General features: G+C 26.5%; 17 protein-coding genes and 1 other RNA gene. 12 read left to right on the top strand and 6 right to left on the bottom strand.

Annotation, left to right across the window (positions count from 1 at the left end; all coding sequences use genetic code 11):
• Positions 1-960 carry a substrate-binding domain-containing protein gene (locus ADFLV_RS07000; protein WP_129011524.1) on the bottom strand — a complete coding sequence of 320 codons (960 nt, stop codon included), beginning with the start codon at positions 958-960 and terminating at the stop codon, positions 1-3.
• A 276-nt stretch (positions 961-1236) separates the two neighbouring features.
• Here ADFLV_RS07000 and ADFLV_RS06995 point away from each other — a divergent pair, with 276 nt between their 5' ends.
• Positions 1237-2376: an iron-containing alcohol dehydrogenase gene (locus ADFLV_RS06995; RefSeq protein ID WP_129011525.1), complete on the top strand. Its 1140-nt coding sequence runs from the start codon at positions 1237-1239 to the stop codon at positions 2374-2376.
• 22 nt (positions 2377-2398) lie between these two features.
• On the opposite strand, the gene ADFLV_RS06990 is transcribed toward ADFLV_RS06995, so the two are convergent.
• From ADFLV_RS06990 to lolA, 3 genes are all read right to left on the bottom strand, one after another.
• A complete protein-coding gene (locus tag ADFLV_RS06990) occupies positions 2399-3265 on the bottom strand; it encodes an AraC family transcriptional regulator (RefSeq protein ID WP_129011526.1) in 867 nt (288 codons plus the stop codon).
• A gap of 154 nt (positions 3266-3419) precedes the next feature.
• Positions 3420-3744, bottom strand: an RNA gene (gene rnpB / locus ADFLV_RS06985) — RNase P RNA component class A.
• Positions 3745-3774: 30 nt separating this feature from the next.
• The gene (lolA, locus tag ADFLV_RS06980) at positions 3775-4308 is read right to left on the bottom strand and encodes a LolA-like outer membrane lipoprotein chaperone (protein ID WP_014474107.1); all 534 of its coding nucleotides are present in this window, start codon (positions 4306-4308) and stop codon (positions 3775-3777) included.
• 56 nt (positions 4309-4364) lie between these two features.
• Between lolA and secA the strand changes: the two genes are divergently transcribed.
• Positions 4365-6983: a preprotein translocase subunit SecA gene (gene secA / locus ADFLV_RS06975; RefSeq protein ID WP_014474106.1), complete on the top strand. Its 2619-nt coding sequence runs from the start codon at positions 4365-4367 to the stop codon at positions 6981-6983.
• 1 nt (position 6984) lies between these two features.
• Positions 6985-8190 carry an ABC transporter permease gene (locus ADFLV_RS06970; protein WP_014474105.1) on the top strand — a complete coding sequence of 402 codons (1206 nt, stop codon included), beginning with the start codon at positions 6985-6987 and terminating at the stop codon, positions 8188-8190.
• Positions 8191-8194: 4 nt separating this feature from the next.
• Here the strand turns inward: ADFLV_RS06970 and ADFLV_RS06965 are convergent, their stop codons facing one another.
• Positions 8195-10993 carry a YhdP family protein gene (locus ADFLV_RS06965; RefSeq protein ID WP_228712392.1) on the bottom strand — a complete coding sequence of 933 codons (2799 nt, stop codon included), beginning with the start codon at positions 10991-10993 and terminating at the stop codon, positions 8195-8197.
• A gap of 73 nt (positions 10994-11066) precedes the next feature.
• Between ADFLV_RS06965 and mltG the strand changes: the two genes are divergently transcribed.
• The 8 genes from mltG to ADFLV_RS06925 all read left to right on the top strand — a co-directional run bounded on the left by mltG (position 11067) and on the right by ADFLV_RS06925 (position 20682).
• Positions 11067-12188, top strand: a complete 1122-nt coding sequence (gene mltG, locus ADFLV_RS06960) for an endolytic transglycosylase MltG (protein WP_129011528.1) — start codon at positions 11067-11069, stop codon at positions 12186-12188.
• 125 nt (positions 12189-12313) lie between these two features.
• Complete coding sequence (locus tag ADFLV_RS06955; RefSeq protein WP_129011529.1) at positions 12314-14506, top strand: NADP-dependent isocitrate dehydrogenase; 2193 nt, start codon at positions 12314-12316, stop codon at positions 14504-14506.
• A 134-nt stretch (positions 14507-14640) separates the two neighbouring features.
• Complete coding sequence (locus ADFLV_RS06950; RefSeq protein WP_129011530.1) at positions 14641-15600, top strand: malate dehydrogenase; 960 nt, start codon at positions 14641-14643, stop codon at positions 15598-15600.
• A gap of 157 nt (positions 15601-15757) precedes the next feature.
• A complete protein-coding gene (gene glmS, locus ADFLV_RS06945; RefSeq protein WP_014474100.1) occupies positions 15758-16165 on the top strand; it encodes a methylaspartate mutase subunit S in 408 nt (135 codons plus the stop codon).
• Positions 16162-17526 carry a methylaspartate mutase gene (locus ADFLV_RS06940; RefSeq protein WP_014474099.1) on the top strand — a complete coding sequence of 455 codons (1365 nt, stop codon included), beginning with the start codon at positions 16162-16164 and terminating at the stop codon, positions 17524-17526. The genes glmS and ADFLV_RS06940 overlap by 4 nt, the downstream gene beginning before the upstream one ends.
• Complete coding sequence (locus ADFLV_RS06935) at positions 17523-18707, top strand: glutamate mutase L (protein WP_014474098.1); 1185 nt, start codon at positions 17523-17525, stop codon at positions 18705-18707. Before ADFLV_RS06940 ends, ADFLV_RS06935 begins: the two co-directional genes overlap by 4 nt.
• Before the next feature lie 12 nt (positions 18708-18719).
• Complete coding sequence (locus ADFLV_RS06930; RefSeq protein ID WP_014474097.1) at positions 18720-20291, top strand: AMP-binding protein; 1572 nt, start codon at positions 18720-18722, stop codon at positions 20289-20291.
• 112 nt (positions 20292-20403) lie between these two features.
• A complete protein-coding gene (locus ADFLV_RS06925; RefSeq protein ID WP_014474096.1) occupies positions 20404-20682 on the top strand; it encodes a c-type cytochrome in 279 nt (92 codons plus the stop codon).
• A 30-nt stretch (positions 20683-20712) separates the two neighbouring features.
• On the opposite strand, the gene ADFLV_RS06920 is transcribed toward ADFLV_RS06925, so the two are convergent.
• Positions 20713-21111 (bottom strand): hypothetical protein, encoded by a 399-nt coding sequence (locus ADFLV_RS06920; RefSeq protein WP_129011531.1) that lies wholly within the window; start codon positions 21109-21111, stop codon positions 20713-20715.
• A 117-nt stretch (positions 21112-21228) separates the two neighbouring features.
• Here ADFLV_RS06920 and ADFLV_RS06915 point away from each other — a divergent pair, with 117 nt between their 5' ends.
• Positions 21229-22503 (top strand): C40 family peptidase, encoded by a 1275-nt coding sequence (locus ADFLV_RS06915; RefSeq protein ID WP_129011532.1) that lies wholly within the window; start codon positions 21229-21231, stop codon positions 22501-22503.
• Positions 22504-22519: the final 16 nt, after the last annotated feature.

Genomic DNA, 22519 nt, shown 5'->3' with positions numbered 1-22519 from the left:
TTATTCAATACCTAATACATTTAATTTTATTGTAGGTAAATTTTCTTGAAGATTATCTTTTGAAATGGCTAAAATAGGAAGTTTTTGTTCTTTTTCAACTTTTTTATTGTTAAAAAAATCATCTAAAGAACTAACAGCTTTTTGTCCCATTAAATAAGGTTGTTGCATTGCCGAACCAACTAATATGCCTTTTTTTATCAAATCTAAAAATTCAGGTTCAACATCAAAACAAATAAGAAGAATCTGCCCCTCTTTTTTACTATCTTTTATAGCTTCTAATGTAGCTTTATATTTATCAGAACCTTGAAGCCAAATCGCTCTCAATTTTGGCTTTTCCTCTATTAATTTTAAAGAATAATCATATGTTTCTTTATACGAAAAATTTACTTGTTGATACAAACCTGCACTTTTTATGTCTGATTCATTTAGTGCTTTTATAAAACCTAAAGTTCTATCTTTTCCATTTGTTCTTTTTTGAGGAATTGAGATAATACCAACTGTACCTTCTTTGTTCCAAGAAAGTTCGGTCATTTTTTTAGTTAAGATTTTACCTAGTTCATAAGCACCTTTTTTATTATCAGAAGATATAAAAGAGACATATTCACCACTATTTGTACCTATATCAGATATAACAACAGGAATATTTGCATTTTTTGCAAGTTCTAAAAGAGTAACAGCTGTTGATGAGTTAATTGGTGAAAGAATCAAACCATCTACTCTAGAAGAAATAGCTTTAACTAGATTTTCCAGCTCAATTTTTTTTAGATTATTTGAACTATAAATTTCAATGTCATAACCTAATTTAGAAGCTTTTGCTTTTATTCCTTTCGCCATTATTTGCCAAAATGGAATTTCTAAATCAGATACTATATAAGCAATTTTTTTATTTTGTTCAGCAGAATGTAAAAAAGAAATAATACAAAATAATAAAATAATAATTTTAGAGATAATTGTACTCACGCCATACCTTACATAGTTGTATAATGAAATAATATCGAAATTATATAAAAATACATAAAATACTCGATTTATCTAAATGTCATAATGATTATAAAAATATAAAAAAGGTAAATATTCAATCTATATTTGTATTTCATCAAGCTATATATGCGTATCACTTCTATCTTCTAAACTATCATAGAGCATTATAATTTTTCATTTGTAGAATTTGGTCTTTAAATCTTTTTCTATTATTTTTATAATTCCCTTACAAAAATAATTTGAAGGATTTAAAATATGGAATTTTCTTATCATAACCCAACAGGAATAGAGTTTGGAAAAGGAAAAATAAAAGAGATTGCTAATCTTATTCCAAAAGATAAAAAAGTATTAGTAGTTTATGGTGGTGGATCAATTAAAAAAAATGGTGCTTATGAGCAAGTTATTGAAGCATTAAATGGTCACAAATGGGTAGAATTTGGTGGAGTTGAAGTAAACCCAACAGTTGAAACAATGAATAAAGCTGTTGAACTTGTTAGAAGTGAAGGTGTTGACTTTATTTTAGCAGTTGGTGGAGGTTCTGTTATTGATGGTTCTAAATATCTTGCAGCTGCATCATTATATGATGGAGATGGTTGGGACTTTTTAGATGGAACAGCAGTAGTTGAAAAAGCACTTCCAATCGGAGTTGTTTTAACTTTAGCTGCAACTGGTTCAGAATCAAATAACTTAACAGTTGTTTCAAGAAAAACTACAGATGAGAAAAGAATGTATTTTTCAAATTATTCTTACCCAAAATTTGCAGTTCTAGACCCATCATTTATGGGAACATTAAGTGATAGACAACTAGGAAATGGTTTAGTTGATGCATTTGTTCATATTTCTGAGCAATATTTAACTAAAACAAATGATTTATTAGTAAATGATGGTTATGCTGAAACTTTATATAAAGGTTTAGTAACTCTTGCAAACAAATGGAATGAGAGAAGAACATTATGGTGGCAAGAAAATTTAATGCACATTTGTAATCAAGCATTAAATTTCCAACTTGCAAATGGTGTTTGTCAAGATTGGTCAACACACATAATTGGTCACGAATTAACAGCATTTTATAACCTTGATCACGCAAGATCATTAGCAGTTGTTCTTCCTCATTTATTAAGAGAAATGATTGAAGAAAAACAAGAAAAATTAGCACAATTTGGTAAAAATGTGTTTGGAATTGAAAATAACAATGAAGCTATTATCAAAAAAATTGAAGAAATATTTGAAAGTGTTGGAGTTCCTACAAAATTAACAGAATATGAAATTGATAATAAAGTTATTGAAAATGTTCATAATGCATTTAAATCTCATGGTTATTTAGAAATTGGTGAAAATGGAACTGTAACTTTAGAAAAAGTTGCAAATATTTTAAATCGTTCTATGGTAGCTTAAAACTTTTTGTTTCACTAAATACTTATAAAGAGGCTTTTGCCTCTTTAGGCGAATACCCAAAATAATTTTTGAAATCTCTACTAAAATGTGAAGGATTATCATATCCTAACTCATTTGCTACATCAACAGCTTTATAATCATATTTTATTAATAAATCTTTTGCTTTTGTTAATCGAATTTTTTTGATGTACTGTAAAGGAGTATGTGATGTAATTATTTTAAAATGATTATGAAATGAAGAAACACTCATATCACAAATACGTGCTAATGAGTCCATATCTAGGCTTTTATTATAATTATCATGGATATGTTTTAAAGCTTTTGCAATTTTAGATTCATTGTTTTCTTCTAAAAACATTTTATGAAGCATTTGAGCATTTTGCCCAATAGCAATTCTATAAAACAGCTCTTTTAAAACACCATCACCTAAAATTATTGATTCTTCTTTTGATTCTAAAATATCCAATAATTTTTCAGTTGTTTGTTCAATTTGAACAGTAACTTTATCTGAAAAAATCCCCATATTATTTGGATTTTGAGTATTGAAATTTTTTTGTTTTAATTCTTCAATAATATCCACCATCATTTCTCTATCAAGTGAAATAATCAAACAAATAAAAGGTTCATCTTTTGTTGCATAAGTTTCACACTCTAAAGGAAGTGTAGTTGGAACTACTAAATAGTTATCACAATCAAAGATAAATCGATTGTTTGCAAGATTTGCAATCTTTTTGCCTTGAAGTACAAGTATTAAACAAACATCATAGATTAAAGGACTTTTTGGTTCATAATTTTTTGTTTTAAATATTTTTACACTTTTTAAATTTGTATCATGAATGCCATCTTCAATTGATAATATCTCTCTATTTTCTATAATGCTTTTTTTCATTTTTATCTTTATATACTAATTTTTTTGCAATTTTAATATAAATCCACATAAATTAAGATATTGATTTTTTTTAGAAATTTTGAATAAGCTTTAACACATTAAAGTTTAGATAGTTGATTAACAAAGAAGTTTTAATACAAATTCAAATTTGATTAAATTAGGTAAACCAATAAGCCGCGTTTTGTTATTAAGACAATAATTTATCTAGCTACTAAATTACTTTAGTAGTCTTGCGAAGACCAAAATTGTGAAGTAATTACCTAGTCTTCTTGCTGCAGGTTGGGTTTACATAGCCATTAAGATTACTCAAAATGCTGGTAAGCTCTTACCTCACCGTTTCACCATCACCGAAAATCGGCTGTTTACTTTCTGTTGCACTATCCCTTAGGTTACCCTAGCCATTATTTAAATGGAACCATACTTCACAGCAGCCCGGACTTTCCTCTTAGAAATTTCTAAGCTATTGTCTGGTTTACCTAACTGAAATTATAGCTTTTAATTCTTAAATTCTATTTTCTTATAATATCATAATACTCAGGAACTATAAATTTGAAAATTTCATCAGAAATTTCACCATTTTGTATAACATTTGAAAATTTAATTTCTACATTATTTTCAAGTTTATCTTTATATTTTATTTCTTTGATTTTTTCATCATTTTTTGATAATGTAATTAAATACTCAACATCATCTATATTTGTAGAGTAAGTATCATTATCCATTTTTTTAGAAGTATTTAATAATTTTATTATATTTATTTCACTTTCTAATTGAGTAAATATTGCTTGTTCGAGTTCTGGTTCATCAACTATTGCGAAGTCGTTATTTATGTACACATTTTTAACAACTGGTGTTTCATATTTCCATAAAATTTTCCCACTTTTTTTGATAAAAACTTCACCTTTATATTCAATAATATTATTAGAACTTGATGTAATAATCTGAGTAAAACTTGCTTTAAATGAGTCTAAATTTCTTATATCACTCGAAGCTACACAAGAAATACAAAAGAGTACTAATAAAATTAGCGATTTATAAAACATACTTTAACCTTTTTTTTTATATAATCTTGCGATTATAACGAAAAGGAACTAATTTTATGTTAAATGTTTTTTCAAAAATTTTTGGTACAAGAAATGATAGAGAAGTAAAAAAATATAGAAAGAAAGCTGAATCAATTACAGCTTTAGAAAGTAAATATGAAAATTTAAGTGATGATGAACTAAAAAATGAATTCAATAAGCTAAAAGAGCTTGTACAAAAAGAAGAAAAATCATTAAATGACGTATTGTTTGAATCTTTTGCAATTACAAGAGAAGCTAGTAAAAGAGCCCTTGGAATGAGACCTTATGATGTTCAATTAATTGGAGCAATGGTTTTACATGATGGAAGAATTGCAGAGATGAAAACAGGAGAAGGTAAAACTTTGGTTGGTTCACTTGCAGTTGCATTAAATGCACTAACTGGAAAAGGTGTTCATGTTGTAACAGTAAATGACTATCTTGCTGCTAGAGATGCTAATGAATTAACACCTTTATATAATTTTTTAGGCTATAGCGTTGGAGCAATTGTTGGTGGATTAAGAAATGATGAAGAAAGACGTGCTCAATATGCTTGTGATATAACATACGGTACAAACAATGAATTTGGATTTGATTATCTAAGAGATAATATGAATTACGATATCAATGAAAAAGTTCAAAGAGAACATAACTTTGTAATTGTAGATGAAGTTGACTCAATTTTAATTGATGAAGCAAGAACTCCACTTATTATTTCAGGTCCAACAAATCACAAAAATTCAAATTATGTAAAAGCAAATGAAATAGCTTTAAAACTTGAACTTGGTAAATTAATAGAACCAAAAAATTCTTCTGAAAAACCATCAACAACTGGTGATTTTATAGTTGATGAAAAAAATAGAGCTGTTACGCTTACAGAACAAGGGCATGAAAATGCCGAAAAACTTTTTGGTGTAGATAATCTTTATTCACTTGAAAATGCAATGCTTTCTCACTCTCTTGATCAAGCTTTAAAAGCAAACTATATCTTTGAAAAAGATGTTGATTATGTTGTAAAAGATAATCAAATTGTAATTGTTGATGAATTTACAGGAAGATTAAGTGAAGGAAGAAGATTTAGTGAAGGATTACACCAAGCACTTGAAGCAAAAGAAGGTGTAGCAATTCAGGATGAATCACAAACTTTAGCAGATATTACATTCCAAAATTATTTTAGAATGTATAAAAAATTAGCTGGTATGACAGGAACAGCTCAAACAGAAGCTACAGAATTTGCGGAAATTTATAACCTTGATGTTGTTTCTATTCCTACAAATGTTCCTGTTCAAAGAATAGATAAAAATGATTTAATTTATAAAAGTGAAAAAGAAAAATTTGAAGCTGTTTGCAATAAAATCAAAGAATTTCATGAAAAAGGTCAACCTGTTCTTGTGGGAACTGCTTCAATTGAAAAATCAGAAAAACTACATAAAATTTTAGTTGATAAAAAAATCCCTCATACAGTTTTAAATGCAAAACAACATGAAAAAGAAGGGAAAATTATTGCTGATGCTGGTCAAAAAGGTGCAGTTACAATTGCAACAAATATGGCTGGACGGGGAGTTGATATTAAACTTACACAAGAGATTTTAGATTTAGGTGGTTTAGCAATTATTGGAACTGAAAGACATGAATCTAGAAGAATTGATAACCAATTAAGAGGAAGATCTGGACGTCAAGGTGATGTTGGAGAATCTCAATTTTATTTATCTTTAGAAGATAATCTTTTAAGAATCTTTGGAAGTGATAAAATAAAAGGAATTATGGAAAGACTTGGTATTGAAGAAGGTGAACATATCGAATCAAGAATGGTTACACGTGCTGTTGAAAATGCTCAGAAAAAAGTAGAATCAATGCATTTTGAAAGCAGAAAACACTTACTTGAATATGATGATGTTGCAAATGAACAAAGAAAAGTGATTTATACATTTAGAAATGATTTATTAAAAAGTGATTATGATATTGATTCAAAACTTGACGAAAATAGACTTGAATATGTACAAAATCTATTAAGTGAAGCAAATATTATTCATGGTATGCCTGAAGAAGATTTTGATTATGAATTTATTAAAAGTAAATTACAAGAAGAGTTACATTTAGTAGTTAATGAAGAAGCATTAAAAAGTGATTCTTATGAAAATTTAGAGTCTAATTTAGCCTCTATTTTAAAAGAAGTTTATACTAAAAAAATGTCAATGGCTGCACCAGAACAAAAAAGTGAAATCGAAAGAATCTTATATTTACAAATTTTAGATAATGCTTGGAGAGAACATTTATATGCTATGGATACTTTAAAAGCAGGAATTGGTCTTCGAGGTTATAACCAAAAAGATCCACTTGTTGAATATAAAAAAGAGTCATATAATATGTTTATAGAATTAATTTCAAATATTAAACATGAAATTATCAAAATTTTATTTACTATTCAACTTCAATCAAATGAAGACAGAGAAAAAGAACAAGAAGCAATTGCAAGAATGAAAGAACAAATGGAAGAAGCAACAGAGCATATAACTACAAATATTGCACAAGAAGCTGTACGAAATAGTGATAAAAAAATTGCTAGAAATGAACCTTGTCCTTGTGGAAGTGGATTGAAATATAAACAATGTTGTGGGAAAAGTGGCCCAAAAATTGGTTTAGTAGCAGGAAACTAATTTGAATAAAAAATTAGTCAATTTTATTGTAAAAAAATATCTAAGATTTGATAAAAAAAATCCTTTCATCTCTATAAGTGCTATTCTAGCATTTATAGGAGTTTCTATTGGTGTTATGGTTTTAATTCTTTCTATGGCTATTATGAATGGAACAGCTAAAGAGTTTGAAAAAAAACTATTTACGATGAATTATCCATTAACAATTTATCCAAAAATTGACAATTCAGTGAATGAAGAATTACTTGAAAAACTTCAAAAAGAATATCCTTATTTAAAATTCTCTCCTTTTGTTTCATCACAAGCTATTATTCAAAATGGTGACATAATGAGTGGAGGAATGATTTTTGGTGTAATTCCTGAAAAAGAAGCACAAATTAATCATATTTTTAAAGAGGCTATTGGGGATTTGTTAATAAATAAATATGATGTAATTACAGGTTCTGGAATAACTGATAAATTATATTTAAACAATGGCGTTAAAACTACTTTATATTTTACAGAATTAAATCCGACTGGTTTTTCAATGATGCCAAAAATGAAAAGATTTACTTATCTTACTTCGTTTACTTCTGGCTTAAATGCTTATGATAAAGCTTATATGTACACAACAATTGACTCTTTACAAACTTTATTAAAAAAAGAACCAAATATTTATGATGGGATACATATCTATTCAGAAGATGCTTTTGCCGATATTGAAAAATTAAAAATTTCATTACAAAATACAAATACAGGAATTGTTGGTTGGTGGCAGCAAAATGGTAACTTCTTTGCAGCTATGAAAATGGAAAAAACAGCTTTGTTTATAGTTTTAATGCTAATCATTTTAGTAGCTTCACTAAATATTATTTCATCACTTCTAATGACAGTTATGAGTAGAAGAAAAGAAATCGCCCTACTTTTATCAATGGGAGCCAGTGCAAAAGAGATAAAAACAATATTTTTAAGAGTTGGTACAATCATAGGATTTTCAGGGATTTTAACAGGAATTGCGTTAGGATTTTTTGGATATTGGTTACTAGATAATTTTGATATTGTTACTTTGCCAGCAGATGTTTATGGAAGTGCAAAATTACCGCTTGATTTAGCATTAACTGATTTTGTTTCTATAATCATTGGAGCAGTTATAATTGTACTTATTTCATCATATTACCCAGCTTCAAAAGCTACAAATATAGATGTAATTGATGTTTTAAGAAATGAATAAGCCTTTATTTTAAAGGCTTATTTATTAACTCTTCACTACTTTTTTCTTCTTTTTTTTCACTTTCATTAGTTCCTTTTATAAAATCTAAGAGCATTGATGGTGAACTTAATATTCTTTTTGCAATATTAACTGGAATACTAAAAGTCTCTTTTGTTAAATTTGTTGAAATTTTTGGATTTGATAATTCCCCAAAAACATTTACTTGTGTTTCAACTCTATTACTATCTCCTAATAAAACATAATTAACTACAGGTATTGCACCTACGATTTTTGAATAGTCTTTTAGAAAAATTAATTTTATCTCTGAATCTAAAGTTAAATCATTTAAATTTACTTTTCCTTTACCTTCAAAATCAATACCATTTCCAATAGTTACTAATTTTTTAACATCTATTAACTCTTTTTCTTTACTATAATTAAACTCCATAACACCATTTACTATTTTGTATGCAGTTAAATTAAATCCTTGATTTGTTGCCATTCCTACAACAGAAGGAACAGCTAAAAGAGGATTTACAAGAGCAGGAGAAGTGTGAATAAATATTAAAAGATTATTTAAAATTGCTAAGTCTTCAATATTACTATTTTCAATAATTATTTTTCCATTTAAATTATTTATGTCTCCATTTGCTAAAAAAAGTATATTTCCACCTTTAAAAATATTTTTATCAAAAATTGTATTTACAAACTCATCACTTATATCACTTGTGAAAATATCTATTTTTTTATCTTTTGACTCTTTAAATGTAATATCACTTTTTTTATGTTTTAAATGAATAAATTTTTCATTTTCTCTTACTCTTATTTCAAAAGTATCAGATAAAAACTTATATTTATCATTCACTATTATATTTGAACTATTTCCTATAATATTAATATTTTTATAGCTATCATTTTCTTCTTTATCTTCACTTGAATATAAAATATCATAACCATTAATATTTAATGATAAATTTTCATTTTTTAATTCCAAAATCAAATCATTATTTTTTGTGTTTAATTTTGTATAATTATTTTTATATATTCCCAAAAGTGTCAATTCATTGATCTTTTTTCCATTCTTTTTGAGTGGAAGATCTAGCTCTTTTAAATTTGCTTCAAAATTTATTTCTTCTTTTTTTATTGATAGATTTGCATTTTTTATCTTGTAAATTGTTCCATTTAAATCTATTTCATCATTTGTTAGATATAAATTCATCTTTTGATTTATATTATTTGTATCTTGTTTTTTTGTATCGATAGTTATAAAAAGATTATTTAAATAAATTTTTAAATCATCTTTTATTTCAACTTTTATATTTTCATCAATTGAGTGAATATCTATATTTTTACCACTAATATTTCCTACAATATCGAGATTTTCAATACTTTGCCCATCTTTTTTAAGAGGTAAGTTTAAACCTTTTATTAAAGCTTTAAATTTGATATTTTTGTCATCTTTTATATCTAAAGAGATATTTCCATCTTTTATTGAAATATCTTTTAAAAGCTTTGAATATGGATAAATTTTTGATATATTATTTATATTTACATAAATTAAATCAGCTATTTTTATAGTTGTTTCTAAATCTTTTAAGTCTATAATTGTATCTTTATTAAAATCCATATCTAAAGCTGTTTTTTTATCTTTTATATCAATTATTTTTTCTCCATTTTCTTTTTTTATTATTAAAGAATTTATAATTGTATCACCTGAAGATTTTAAAGTTTTTGTATCAATATTTATATTTACTAAAGCATCTATCATATCTTTGTATTTAAAATCTGCATCTTTTACTAATACATTACTTCCATCTAAAATTACCGTTGCAGTTTTACTATTAAAAGAAAAATTTCCTATTGAAATTTCTGCATCATTTACTAAAAATTCACCTTTAGTTGTCATAGGTTTTTCTAATTCATATGGAAAAATCAAAGTCAAAGTTGCATCTGTAGTTCCACTTTTTTGAACTAAGGGAAGATTTATTTTATAAGCTTTTAAAATATCTAAAATATCTTTATCTAGTTTACTATTTGTTTTTATATTTACTTCAACTTCCCCATTTTGTACACTTGCTAAATTATGAATAGTTACATAACTTCCTTCTAAACTTTTATCTTTAAAAGTTGGTTCTATTAAATTAAAATATAAATTATCATCTTTAAAAGTAATATCGAGATTTTTAGTTTGAATAGCATCTACATCTTGATGAAATTTAATTTTTGCATTTTCAATATGTGCTTTTCCATTTAAAGATTTTTCAATTAATTTATTATTTTTCAAATCAAATTCAGCATATAAACCTTCTAAAGTTATATTACCTTCAACATTATCATACATCCATTCTTCTGCTGTTTTTGGTAAATCTAAAAAATTTTTTAGAAATTTTAAACTTTTAAAAGGAGAACTAACAATATAAAATTTAGCCAATTCTTTTGTCATATCTATATTTAAATTTGCTTCTAAATCTTGATAATAAAATTTTCCAAAATAATTCAATTCTTCAGTAAAATAGTCTATTTTAATTTTCCCATCAAATAATATATCTATATCTTTTAAATATAAAGAAGATAATTCAAATAAAATTTGATTAGATGCAACATCCAATTTTGAAGAAATATTTATATATTTATTATCAAGATATAAATTATTTTCATCCAGAACTATTTTAAACTCATTATCATCAATTTTTAACTTTTTTATATTTATTTTTTGAAAAAGCATTAATACTTTAGGTAATAATTCAATATCTTTTTTTAAATCATCAAATGAGCTTTTTGTTTGAGTCTTTTTAGACTTATACTCTAGATTCCCAATATCCAAAATAAGTTTTTTATCCATTTTAATATAGAATTGCGAAACTGAAAAATTTGAAAGAGAGAAAGAGTCTATTTTTATGCCCCAATACAAAGATGAAAGAAGTAATAATATAATTAAAAAAAACAGTAGAAGTAGAAGTTTAATACTCTTCAACATAATCGATTTTATCCTTATTTGTTTTGTTGTTGTTTTATTTTATGTAACAATGCCAGTAACTTCTACAAAAGTATTGTTTATTCCTAAAGGCAGTACGGCCAATATTATATCATACTTAAATAAAAGTGGATATGAGATGAATAATCTGGATGCTTTGATTATCAAATCAATGGGTTATGTTCAAAGTGGTTGGATAGATATAAATCAGAATAAATTAACTAAAATGGATTTTATTTATAAACTAATCACATCAAAAGCTGCTTTAAAAGATATTACATTAATTCCTGGTGAAACATCATATGTGTTTCTAAAAAAATTAGCAAATGAGTTTAATCTTTCAGAAGAAAAGCTAACTCAACTATACAATGAATATGCTTTTAAAGCTGATGGAAATATTTTAGCAGATACATATTCTTTACCTTTAGGAATGAAAGAAGATTATATGATTTTTTATCTGTTTTCTCAAACAAATAAAAAATATGAAGAATTTTCTAAAAAGATTTTTGGTATGTATGATAAAAATAAATGGTTTAACTATCTTATTTTAGCCTCTGTAATACAAAAAGAAGCTGCAACAACAAATGAGATGCCAATAGTTGCAAGTGTAATACATAATAGACTAAAAAAAGGAATGAAGCTCCAAATGGATGGAACTTTAAATTATGGAAAATATTCAAATGAAATTGTAACAGCAGATAGAATACGAGAAGATAATACATCTTATAATACGTATAAGTTTGTAGGACTTCCTAAAGATCCTGTTTGTGCAGTAAGTTTAAATGCAATCAAAGCTGCTATTTTTCCTGTAAAAAGTAATTATTTATATTTTGTTAGAGAAAACAAAACTGGTCTTCATAAATTTGCAAGTACATTTGAAGAACATCAAGCTAATATAAAAGCAAATGTTGGTGTAGAAAAAACTTATACAAAAGTTAAAGATATTGAAACAAAAATTGATGAAGAAGCTGAAACTATTATGAAAACTGATGTAACAAAACAAAAACCATCTTCAATTAAAGATTTATTTAACAATATAAATTAAAACAACTTGTGAAAATTTGAAACAATCAAATTTTCACGACTTTAAATATTTTCAACTTTCAATTTCCTTAAAATCAAATCTAGCTAATATATCTCCAACATTAAAATTCAAATTTAGGAAAAAATATGTCAAAAATCATTTACACAAAAGTTGATGAAGCTCCAGCTTTAGCAACATACTCTTTTTTACCAATTATCAAAGCTTTTACAAAAAGTTCTGGTATTGAAATGGTTACAAAAGATATTTCTTTAGCTGGAAGAATTTTAGCTAACTTCCCTGAGAACTTAACACCTGAACAAAAAATCAGTGATGATTTAGCAGAACTTGGAGCTTTAACACAAGATCCTGAAGCTAATATTATTAAATTACCAAATATTTCAGCTTCTATTCCTCAACTAAAAGCTGCAATTGCAGAATTACAAGCAAAAGGTTACAACATACCTAATTATGATGCTAGTGAAGAAATTACAGCTAGATACTCAAAAATTACAGGTTCTGCTGTTAATCCAGTATTAAGAGAAGGAAATTCTGACAGAAGAGCTCCTGGTGCAGTTAAAAATTACGCAAAAGCTAATCCTCACAGAATGGGTAAATGGACAAAAGATTCTAAAACTGATGTTGCTTGTATGGATTCAGGTGACTTTTATGGTTCAGAAGTATCAAAAACTTTTGATGAAGCAAATGATTTAAAAATCTCTTTCTTTGACAAAAATGGTGCTGAAACTGTATTAAAAGCTTCTACAAAAGTATTAGCAGGTGAAATTATTGATGCAACTGTTATGAGTGCTAAAGCATTACAAGATTTTTATGCAAAAACAATTGAAAGAGCTAAACAAGAAGATGTATTATTATCTTTACACTTAAAAGCTACAATGATGAAAAATTCAGATCCAATTATGTTTGGATTTGCTGTAAAAGTATATTTCAAAGATTTAATTGCTAAATATGGTGCATTATTTGATGAAATGGGTGTAAATTTCAATAATGGTTTAGGTGACTTATATTCAAAATTAGAAACTATTGATGCAGCTAAAAAAGCTGAAATTTTAGCTGATATTGATGCAATTTATGCAAAACAACCAAGACTTGCAATGGTAAACTCTGCAAAAGGAATTACAAACTTACATGTTCCTTCGGATGTTATTATTGATGCTTCTATGCCTGCTATGATTAAAGGTGGTGGAAAAATGTGGAATGCTTCTGATAAAGAAGAAGATACAATTGCTATGATTCCAGATAGAGCATATGCTGCAAGTTTTAAAGCTGTAATTGATGATTGTAAAGAACATGGAGCATTAGATGTTACAACTATTGGAACTGTTCCTAATGTTGGATTAATGGCTCAAAAAGCTGAAGAATATGGTTCACATGACAAAACTTTCCAAGCAAAAGCAAATGGTCAAATCAAAGTTATTGACAAAGATGGAAATGCTGTATTCTCATTTGATGTTGAAGACGGTGATATTTTCAGAATGTGCCAAACTAAAGATGCACCAATTCAAGATTGGATTAAATTAGCAGTTACAAGATCAAGACTATCTAATACACCTGCTATTTTCTGGTTAGACAAAAACAGAGCTCACGATGCTCAAATGATTAAAAAAGTTGAAAAATATTTACCAACTCACGATACTACTGGTTTAGATATTACTATTATGTCTCCTGTTGATGCTACTAAAAAATCTTTAGAAAGAATGAGAGCTGGACTTGATACTATTTCTGTAACTGGAAATATTTTAAGAGATTATAACACTGACTTATTCCCAATTTTAGAATTAGGAACATCTGCAAAAATGTTATCAATCGTTCCATTAATGCAAGGTGGAGGATTATTTGAAACTGGTGCAGGAGGAAGTGCACCTAAACATGTTCAACAATTCCAAGAAGAAGATTATTTAAGATGGGATTCTTTAGGTGAATTTATGGCACTTGCTGCTTCATTTGAACATTTATCTAATACTCAAAATAATCCAAAAGCAAAAGTTTTAGCTGATACTTTAGATAGAGCAACAGGAACTTTCTTAATCAATGATAAATCTCCTGCTAGAAAAATTGGACAAATTGATAATAGAGGAAGTCATTTCTATTTAGCTATGTACTGGGCTCAAGAATTAGCTGCTCAAAATGATGATGCAGCTTTAAAAGCTGAGTTTACTCCAATTGCAAAAGCAATGACTGAAAATGAAGAAAAAATTGTTAAAGAATTAACACAATGTCAAGGAAAAGCTGTTGATATGGGTGGATATTATCTTCCAGATGATGCAAAAACATCTGCTGCTATGAGACCATCTGCAACATTAAACGCAATTATCGGATAATTAAAAAAGAGAAGATTTTCTTCTCTTTTACACTTTTCAAAAATCTTTTATAAATCTCAAAATTTCTTTCTATTAAAAATAAAGCCTAAGAGCTAAATTGTTATAATTTATTCAAAAAATTTTAAAGGATTGTTTTGAATAATAAAACTGTTGGAATCGTAGGAGTTGGAAATGTTGGAGCAACACTAGCTTTTATTCTTGCCACAAAAAACATCTGCTCAACTTTACTTTTAAAAGATGTAAGAGAAAATATAGTTCAAGCTATGGCACTTGACATCTCACAAGCTACAAATGCAGCAAAAAGTAAAACTATTACAAAGCCCTGTCTAAAGGATGAAGAATTTAAAAATTGTGATGTAATAGTTATTACAGCAGGGATTGCTAGACGTCCAGGAATGACAAGAGATGACTTATTAATAACAAATGCAAAAATTATGACTTCTGTTATGAATAGCATAACAAAATACAATCCAAATGCTATTGTAATAATAGTTTCAAATCCTCTTGATGCTATGGTTTATGCGGCACTTAAAGCATCAAATTGGAATAGAAACAAGATTATTGGAATGGCAGGAATTTTAGATAGTGCAAGAATGAGTTATTTTATATTTGAAAAATTAGGTTATGGACAAGGACAAATTGAAGCTTCAGTTATGGGGGGACATGGTGATTCTATGGTTCCACTCGCTGATTTTTCAACAGTTGCTGGTGTAAAACTCAATACTCTTCTTTCAGAAGAAGATATAGAAGATATTATAAATAAAACAAAAAATGGTGGGGCTCAAATTGTAAAATTACTTGAAACTGGTTCTGCTTATTATGCTCCTGCTTATTCAACATCATTAATGATTGAAGCAATTTTGGAAGATAAAAAGAAAATTTATCCTTGTGCTGTTATGCTTGAAGGAGAATATGGTTATAACAATATTGTTTCAGGCGTTCCAATTATGCTTGGTATTAATGGTGCAGAAAAAATAATTGAATTGGATTTAAAAGATGAACAAAAAATTCAATTTTCAAAATCTGTATCTTCAGTTCAAGAATTAGTTGATACTTTAGAAAAAAAGTTTTTTGAAGAAAAAAAAGCTTTTTAGTATAAACATTATTGAGACAAATATTTTAATAGAATATCTAAAATTTATATTCTATTAAAAAAATAGACTAGTTTTTTATAATATCTAAAGAATATATAACTCTTCTTTAGATAAAATTGCGCCCTTTGTAAAAGATAAAAGTATTTAGGTAGAAAACATGAAAGTAGTTATCGGAGTAGTAGGTAATGATATTCACGTAGTCGCAAATCGACTAATTGATATATCACTACAAGCAAGAGGTTTTGAGGTTTTTAATCTTGGTGTTAATACATACCTTGAAGAGTTTATAGATGCAGTTATTGAAACAAATGCCGATGTGTTATTAATCTCTTCCCTAAATGGTGAAGCTGAGGGTTGGTGTAGAGATCTTCCTGTTTTAAAATCAAAATATAAAAATTTAAAAGATGTAGTATTTATGCTTGGTGGAAATTTAGCAGTTGGTGAAGGTGATGCTAGTGTTATTGTTCCAAAATTCAAAAACTATGGTTTTGACTTAGTTTTTCATCAAGTTGATTTAAATACTGGACTTAATGAATTAGAAAAATATTTAAAGGAGAGAAATTGAGTTTACTGCAAGAAGAAAGAAATATATTAGTTCAAAATAAATATGCAGATAATTTTGATTTTGCAGAAATTGAAGAGTTTATAAAAAATGCTTCAAAAAACTTATTTATTTCTCATCACTTTAAAAATGCTAATAAAATGCTAGTGCAACCTCGCGGTGGTTTCCCAACTTATAAAAAAATGTTCTCTTTATATGAATATTTTGTTGGTGCAAATGTAGATGTATTACCATGTACAATTGATTCAAATACAAGATTAAACGACTATGCAACAAGTGCTAAGATGTTAAAACTTTCAGAAGAAAATGAAGTTGATATGTTAAATGGTTATCCACTTGTTAATCATGGATATAGAACAACTAGAAAAATGATGACTCATTTTGATAAACCAATTTCTTTAAGACACGGAACTCCTGATGCTAGACTTTTAATAGAAACTGCTTTAGCTTCTGGTATTTTTGAAATTGAAGGTGGTCCAATTACTTACCTTTTACCATATTCAAAAAACTTTCCACTTGATAAAGCATTTATGTATTGGAAATATGTTGAAAAAATCTGTGCTAACTACTCAAAACTAAATGAACCAATCAACAGAGAATCATTTGGACCTTTAACAGCAACATTAGTTCCACCTTGTATTACTATTGTTATTCAACTTTGCGAAATGCTCTTATCACTGGAAGAAGGTGTTAAATCTTTCTCGGTATCATTTTCTCAAAGTGGTTCTATGATTCAAGATATTGTAACAGCAAATGTATTAAGAAAAATGGCAAAATATTATGCAGAACAAATTGGATGTGCAGATGCTAGAATAAATCTAGTATATCACCAATGGATGGGTGCTTTCCCTTCAAATAAAGATTATAGTGAATCATTAATCAATACTTCAACAGTAATTGCGATGATGGTAAAAGCTGATAAAATTATTACAAAAACAAGAGATGAATCTTTTGGTATTCCAACTCGAGAATCAAATGCAAAAACAGTTGCAAATACTCAATATACTTTAGGAATGTTACATGGAATTCCAACAATCACAGATGAAATGGAAGAAGAAATCCTAACAGAAGAAGTAAGAAGTATTATGGAAGCTGTATTCAATGATAAAGCTGACACTTTATGGAGAAAAGTATTTAACTGTATAAAAGCTGGAATTATAGACGTTCCTTATTCTCCACATATTATAAATCATAATGAAGTTGTAACTGTAAGAGATAAAAACAAAAATATTAGAATTATTCAAAGAGGAAAACTTCCAATTTCAGATAGATGTTTTGAATATGAAAAATCAAAATGTGATTTAAATAAAGATGCCTCTTCAATCGTAAATGATATTATCCATGATATAGGAATTATGCAATGAGCCAAAACAAATTATTAATAGATGTTGGAAGTACATACTTTAAAGTTTGTGCAAATAACGATATAAATCAATATTTTAGAGATTTTAATAAAGATATATTTGATGATTTAACTAGCAAATGTGGTGATATTATCTCTAAATTTAAAAAGGATGAAGTATTTATTTGTTCATCTGCTAATGGTGGATTAACTACGTTAATTATTGGTGTTACAAACTCTTTTTCACTTAAATTTGCTACAAATATTGCATATAACTCTGGAATAAATATTATTAATACAGTTTTATATCAAGATATAGATACAACTTCAATCCCAAGTGATTTAATTGATGTTGTTATTATTGTTGGAGGAATTGATTCTATTTCAAATGTATTTGATGAAAAACTGTTTAATTTCTTAGATAATTTAAATTATTCTAATGTAGTTTTTGCAGGAACAACACAAGATGAAAAATATTTAAAAGAAAAAATCAAAAATTTAGTAGTTGTTGATAATATCATAAATAATAAACTTCATGTTGTTGAAGAGCCATTAAAAGAGTATTTAACAAACCTTTATCAAGCAGATATTATGGGGAAAGAGGATATAAAACACCTTTATGAATTAACTTCAAATCAAATATATTCAACACCTTACATCGTAAATAAAACATTACCACTTATTGATACAAAATTTGCAGTTGTAAATCCATTTATTTTAATTGATATTGGTGGAGCAACAACAGATATTCACTACTCAAAAGATTTATCAATGGATAATATGGTTACTGAAAATGAGTATGATAGACTTGTATTTAAAAAACTTGGAGTTTATAAATCAAAAGAATCACTAATTTTTGCAGCAAAAAACAACGAGTTTGTTTATGAATTACTTGAACACTTAAAAGTTACAGAAAATATTTTCAATGAAGATTCTTCTAAAGCTTTAAAAGTTTTAATGCAACTAGCAATTTTCTTAGTTTTATATAAAGTAAGTGATGCTCATCCTTTATATATAAAATTAAAGTTAAATTTACTAAAATCAATTGTATTAACTGGTGGTATCACAAAAGTTTTAAGTTTTGAAGAAGCAACAGATATTATCTCTTTCTTCTATAAAAAGATTTTAAATTCAGATATTCATCCAGCAATTATCATGGATTATAACTATGATATTTGGACTTTAGGTATTACACAACAATAAAAAGGGGTAATTATGTCAATAAATTGTATTAGAACTTTAATCGAAGATGCAAATATTTCTCATCCACAAAAAGTTGCTTTAATATATGGAAATGAAAAATTAACTTATAGTGAACTTTTCACTAAAGTTAATCAAATAGCCCTTTATTTATCAGAATTAGACTTACCAAAAGGTAGTAGAATTGGTATTTATTCAAATAAAGATATAAATCAAGTTATAGCAATACTTGCAATTTTATCAACAAACTATGTTTTAGTTCCATTAACAAAACTTTTAAAACCAGAACAAATAGAATATATCATTGAAGATTGTGATATTAAATGTATTATTACTGATAAAATAAAAATTGAGTCTATTGAAGAGATAAAATTTGATGGAAAAATCATCTCTTATGAAACAACAAATAAAGATTTAGCTTCTTTTGAAGAGATTTATAAATATTATAAAAAGCCTTATATTTGTGATGTAAGTGGACATGATAATGCTGTTATTACTTATTCATTTGGTTTAAATGGTAAACCAAAAGGAATAGTGATTTCACATAGAAATTTAATCGATAGTGCAAGAGTTGTTTCACAATATCTAAAACTAAAAGAAGATGATGTTATTTCTGGATTATTACTTTTTAATCTTGATTATGGATTAAATCAAATCTTTTGTTCTTTATATAAAAGAGCAACTTTAGCTTTACATAGATTTGTTTTACCAACAGATTTTTTTAATCATATAATCAATGATAAAGTAAGTGTAATTTCACTAATGCCTATAAATATAACTGAAATGTTTGATGAAGATGAATTTAGACTTCCAAATCCATCTTTACTTGAAAATGTAAGAATTATTGCATCTTCTGGTGGAAATGTAACTTCTAAAATGATTAAAGATATTGAAAAATATTTTATTAATGCAGAATTTTATTTAATGCATGGATTAACAGAAGCATTTAGATCAACTTATTTAGATCCAAGTCAATTAAAAATAAGACCTGATTCTATTGGAAAAGCTATTCCTGATGTTGAATTATATGTAATTGATGAAAATGGAAATGAATGTAAACCAAGAGTTACAGGTGAATTAATTCACAGAGGTGGATACATCTACAAAGGTTATTGGAATGCACCAAAAGAGACTGCTGAAAGATTTAAATCAATTCAAATACTTAAAAATGTAATAAATCTTGAAGGACAATTAACAGATGAAATTGTTGTAAAAACCGGAGATTTTGTTTATAAAGATGAAGAAGGTTACTTATATTTTGTTTCAAGACTTGATGATATGATTAAAACAAGAGGTTATAGAGTTAATCCTTATGAAATTGAATCAGTTGTAAAAAAAGAATTAAAAGATATTGAAAAATGTGCAGTATTTTCAATAGAAAATGATGAGATAGAAGAAGAGATTGTTTTAGTTTATAGTGCAAAAAATGAATTAAGTAGTAGTGAAATTTTATTTGAACTAAAAAAACATTTAGCCTCATATATGATTCCATCTAAAATAATCTACAAAAAATCTTTACCCCTTGTTCCTTCTGATAAAAATAAAATCAATAAAGAAGAACTAAAAAAAGAACTTATTTCAAAATAAAAAGAATAATTTTTAAATTATTCTTTTTATAAATCTTAAATCTTGATTGAAGTCAATAAACTCTAAACAATCTTAGTATATAATCTAATATCTAACAAACAAAGGATTATTTATGAAAAAAATCGTTATAGCTGCATCTTTATTAACTGCATGTGTTGCTTTTGCAAACCCTTATGCAAAATGTGTTGTATGTCATGGTGCAAATGGAGAGAAAGTTGCTTTAGGTAAATCTAAAATCATCAAAGATATGACAAAAGCTGATTTTGTTGCTGCTTTAAAAGGTTATCAAGATGGAACTTATGGTGGAGCTCAAAAAACATTGATGATTGGTCAAGTAAAAGATATGACAGAAGCAACAATGAATGAAATAGCAGATTTAATCATCAAATAATTCAATAATTTAAAAACTAGAATTAAAACTCTAGTTTTTAAATAACTTACTCTTTTTTATCTCTTCTAAAATATTCATCAACTCTTTTTTTTCATCTAAAAGTTGTTTTATTAAAATATCTTTTTCATCATCAACTTCTGGTATATTTTTCTGTTCTAAAATTTTTCCTAAATGAAATTCAAATAAACCTTTTTCAATAGAATAATCAACTTTTAAACATTCAATTAATAATTGAGGTTTATCATCTCCTAAACCATTTGTTATAAAAAGTTTTTTTATTTGTTTAATAGTATATGTTAATTTATCATCTTTTATAATAGGTTCAAGTAACTCTTTTTTCCAATAATTATTATTCTCTTTTTCTAAAATATGAATCTTTTTTAATAATACTTTTTCGAACAAATCTTTATTTATAGAAAGTTTATACACCCTATTCCCTCAAAGTTTTTGTTTACTATAACTATTAATTACTAAATTAAAAATATTACAACTAGCTTTAATGATAAAATGATACAATCACAAAAAAAATTATTAAAGGAAATGTATATGTTAAGAAATTTTAAACAATTATCTTTTATTTTCTTAATTACTGTTTTGTTTACTGCATGTTCTATTAAAGAACCTATTGTTATTCCAAAAGAGAGTGATATTGCTGAACTTTCAAAAAAAGCAAACGATAATTTTTTAGACCAAAATAGAGCTACAAATGATTATTTTACTAAATATTTCAAACCTTGGGATTCTTCAAAAGTTTCATATCCAAAAATTGAAGCAATGTGGGGACAATCATATAAATTTAAAAAAGTATATTTAGAAAATCATAGACTTGCAACAGAAGAATGGTTTAAAAAACAAATAGAAAATTCAAATTTTGATGAATATAATGTTCTTCCTAAAAAAGCAATTATGTTAAAAAATGCAAATGTAAGAGTTCTTCCAACAAATTCACCTATGTTTTACGATCCAACAAAACCAGGAGAAGGATTTCCATTTGACTACAATCAAAATTCTTTAATAAAAATCAATACACCAATTATTGTTTCTCATTTATCAAAAGATAGAGCTTGGGCTTATATGGAATCAAGTACAGTTGGAGGATGGGTTGAAATAGGCTCAATTGCTTTTGTAGATGATAATTTTATTAAAGAGTTTAAAACAACTAATTATTATGTTAGTGTAAAAGAAAAATTTCCTATTTATGACCCAATTTTTAGAGAATATGTAAAAGTTGCTACAATTTTTCCTAAAAAAGATGACAAATTTTTAATTGCAAAAAAAGATGATAATCAAAAAGCAATAATCTCTTATATAAATTTAAATATTGATGAAGTTGAAGCTATGCCAATAGCATATACTTCTGAAAATAGAGTAAAAATTTTAAATCAACTTTTAGAAGAACCGTATGGTTGGGGTGGATTATTAAATAATAGAGATTGTTCTAGTTTTACTCAAGATTTTTTTGTTCCTTTTGGAAAATATTTACATAGAAATTCAAAATCTCAAACATCAAATGGAAAATATCTTGATATGTCAAAAATGAGCATAAAAGAGAAAAAAGAGTTTATGAAAGAGTATGGTGTTCCTTTTTCAACTTTAGTCTATTTAAAAGGTCATATTATGCTTTATGTTGGGATTAAAGATAATGAACCTTTAGTTGTTCATAATATTTGGAGTGTAAGGTTAAAAGATAGTTCAGGAAGAAAATATAGAAATATCATAGGTAAAGCAACTATTACAACTTTAGAACCAGGAAAAGAATTAAAAGATTTTGATGAAGATAATAATATTTTACGAAGAGTTTTAGGAATAACTGTTTTATAAGCTTTAGAAATTTCTA

It is taken from the genome of Arcobacter defluvii (genome assembly GCF_013201725.1).
GTDB lineage: Bacteria > Campylobacterota > Campylobacteria > Campylobacterales > Arcobacteraceae > Aliarcobacter > Aliarcobacter defluvii.
The sequence above is the reverse complement of the archived record's forward strand: the minus strand, read 5'-3'. Positions and strand labels throughout refer to the sequence as shown.

Excerpts from the sequence above, each read along its gene's own strand:
- ADFLV_RS06935 (WP_014474098.1), top strand. The coding sequence starts at position 17,523 with ATGAGCCAAAACAAATTATTAATAGATGTTGGAAGTACATACTTTAAA.
- ADFLV_RS06995 (WP_129011525.1), top strand. The coding sequence starts at position 1,237 with ATGGAATTTTCTTATCATAACCCAACAGGAATAGAGTTTGGAAAAGGA.
- ADFLV_RS06930 (WP_014474097.1), top strand. The coding sequence starts at position 18,720 with ATGTCAATAAATTGTATTAGAACTTTAATCGAAGATGCAAATATTTCT.
- ADFLV_RS06915 (WP_129011532.1), top strand. The coding sequence starts at position 21,229 with ATGTTAAGAAATTTTAAACAATTATCTTTTATTTTCTTAATTACTGTT.
- ADFLV_RS06990 (WP_129011526.1), bottom strand. The coding sequence starts at position 3,265 with ATGAAAAAAAGCATTATAGAAAATAGAGAGATATTATCAATTGAAGAT.
- glmS (WP_014474100.1), top strand. The coding sequence starts at position 15,758 with ATGAAAGTAGTTATCGGAGTAGTAGGTAATGATATTCACGTAGTCGCA.
- ADFLV_RS06925 (WP_014474096.1), top strand. The coding sequence starts at position 20,404 with ATGAAAAAAATCGTTATAGCTGCATCTTTATTAACTGCATGTGTTGCT.
- lolA (WP_014474107.1), bottom strand. The coding sequence starts at position 4,308 with ATGTTTTATAAATCGCTAATTTTATTAGTACTCTTTTGTATTTCTTGT.
- secA (WP_014474106.1), top strand. The coding sequence starts at position 4,365 with ATGTTAAATGTTTTTTCAAAAATTTTTGGTACAAGAAATGATAGAGAA.
- mltG (WP_129011528.1), top strand. The coding sequence starts at position 11,067 with ATGCCCCAATACAAAGATGAAAGAAGTAATAATATAATTAAAAAAAAC.
- ADFLV_RS06955 (WP_129011529.1), top strand. The coding sequence starts at position 12,314 with ATGTCAAAAATCATTTACACAAAAGTTGATGAAGCTCCAGCTTTAGCA.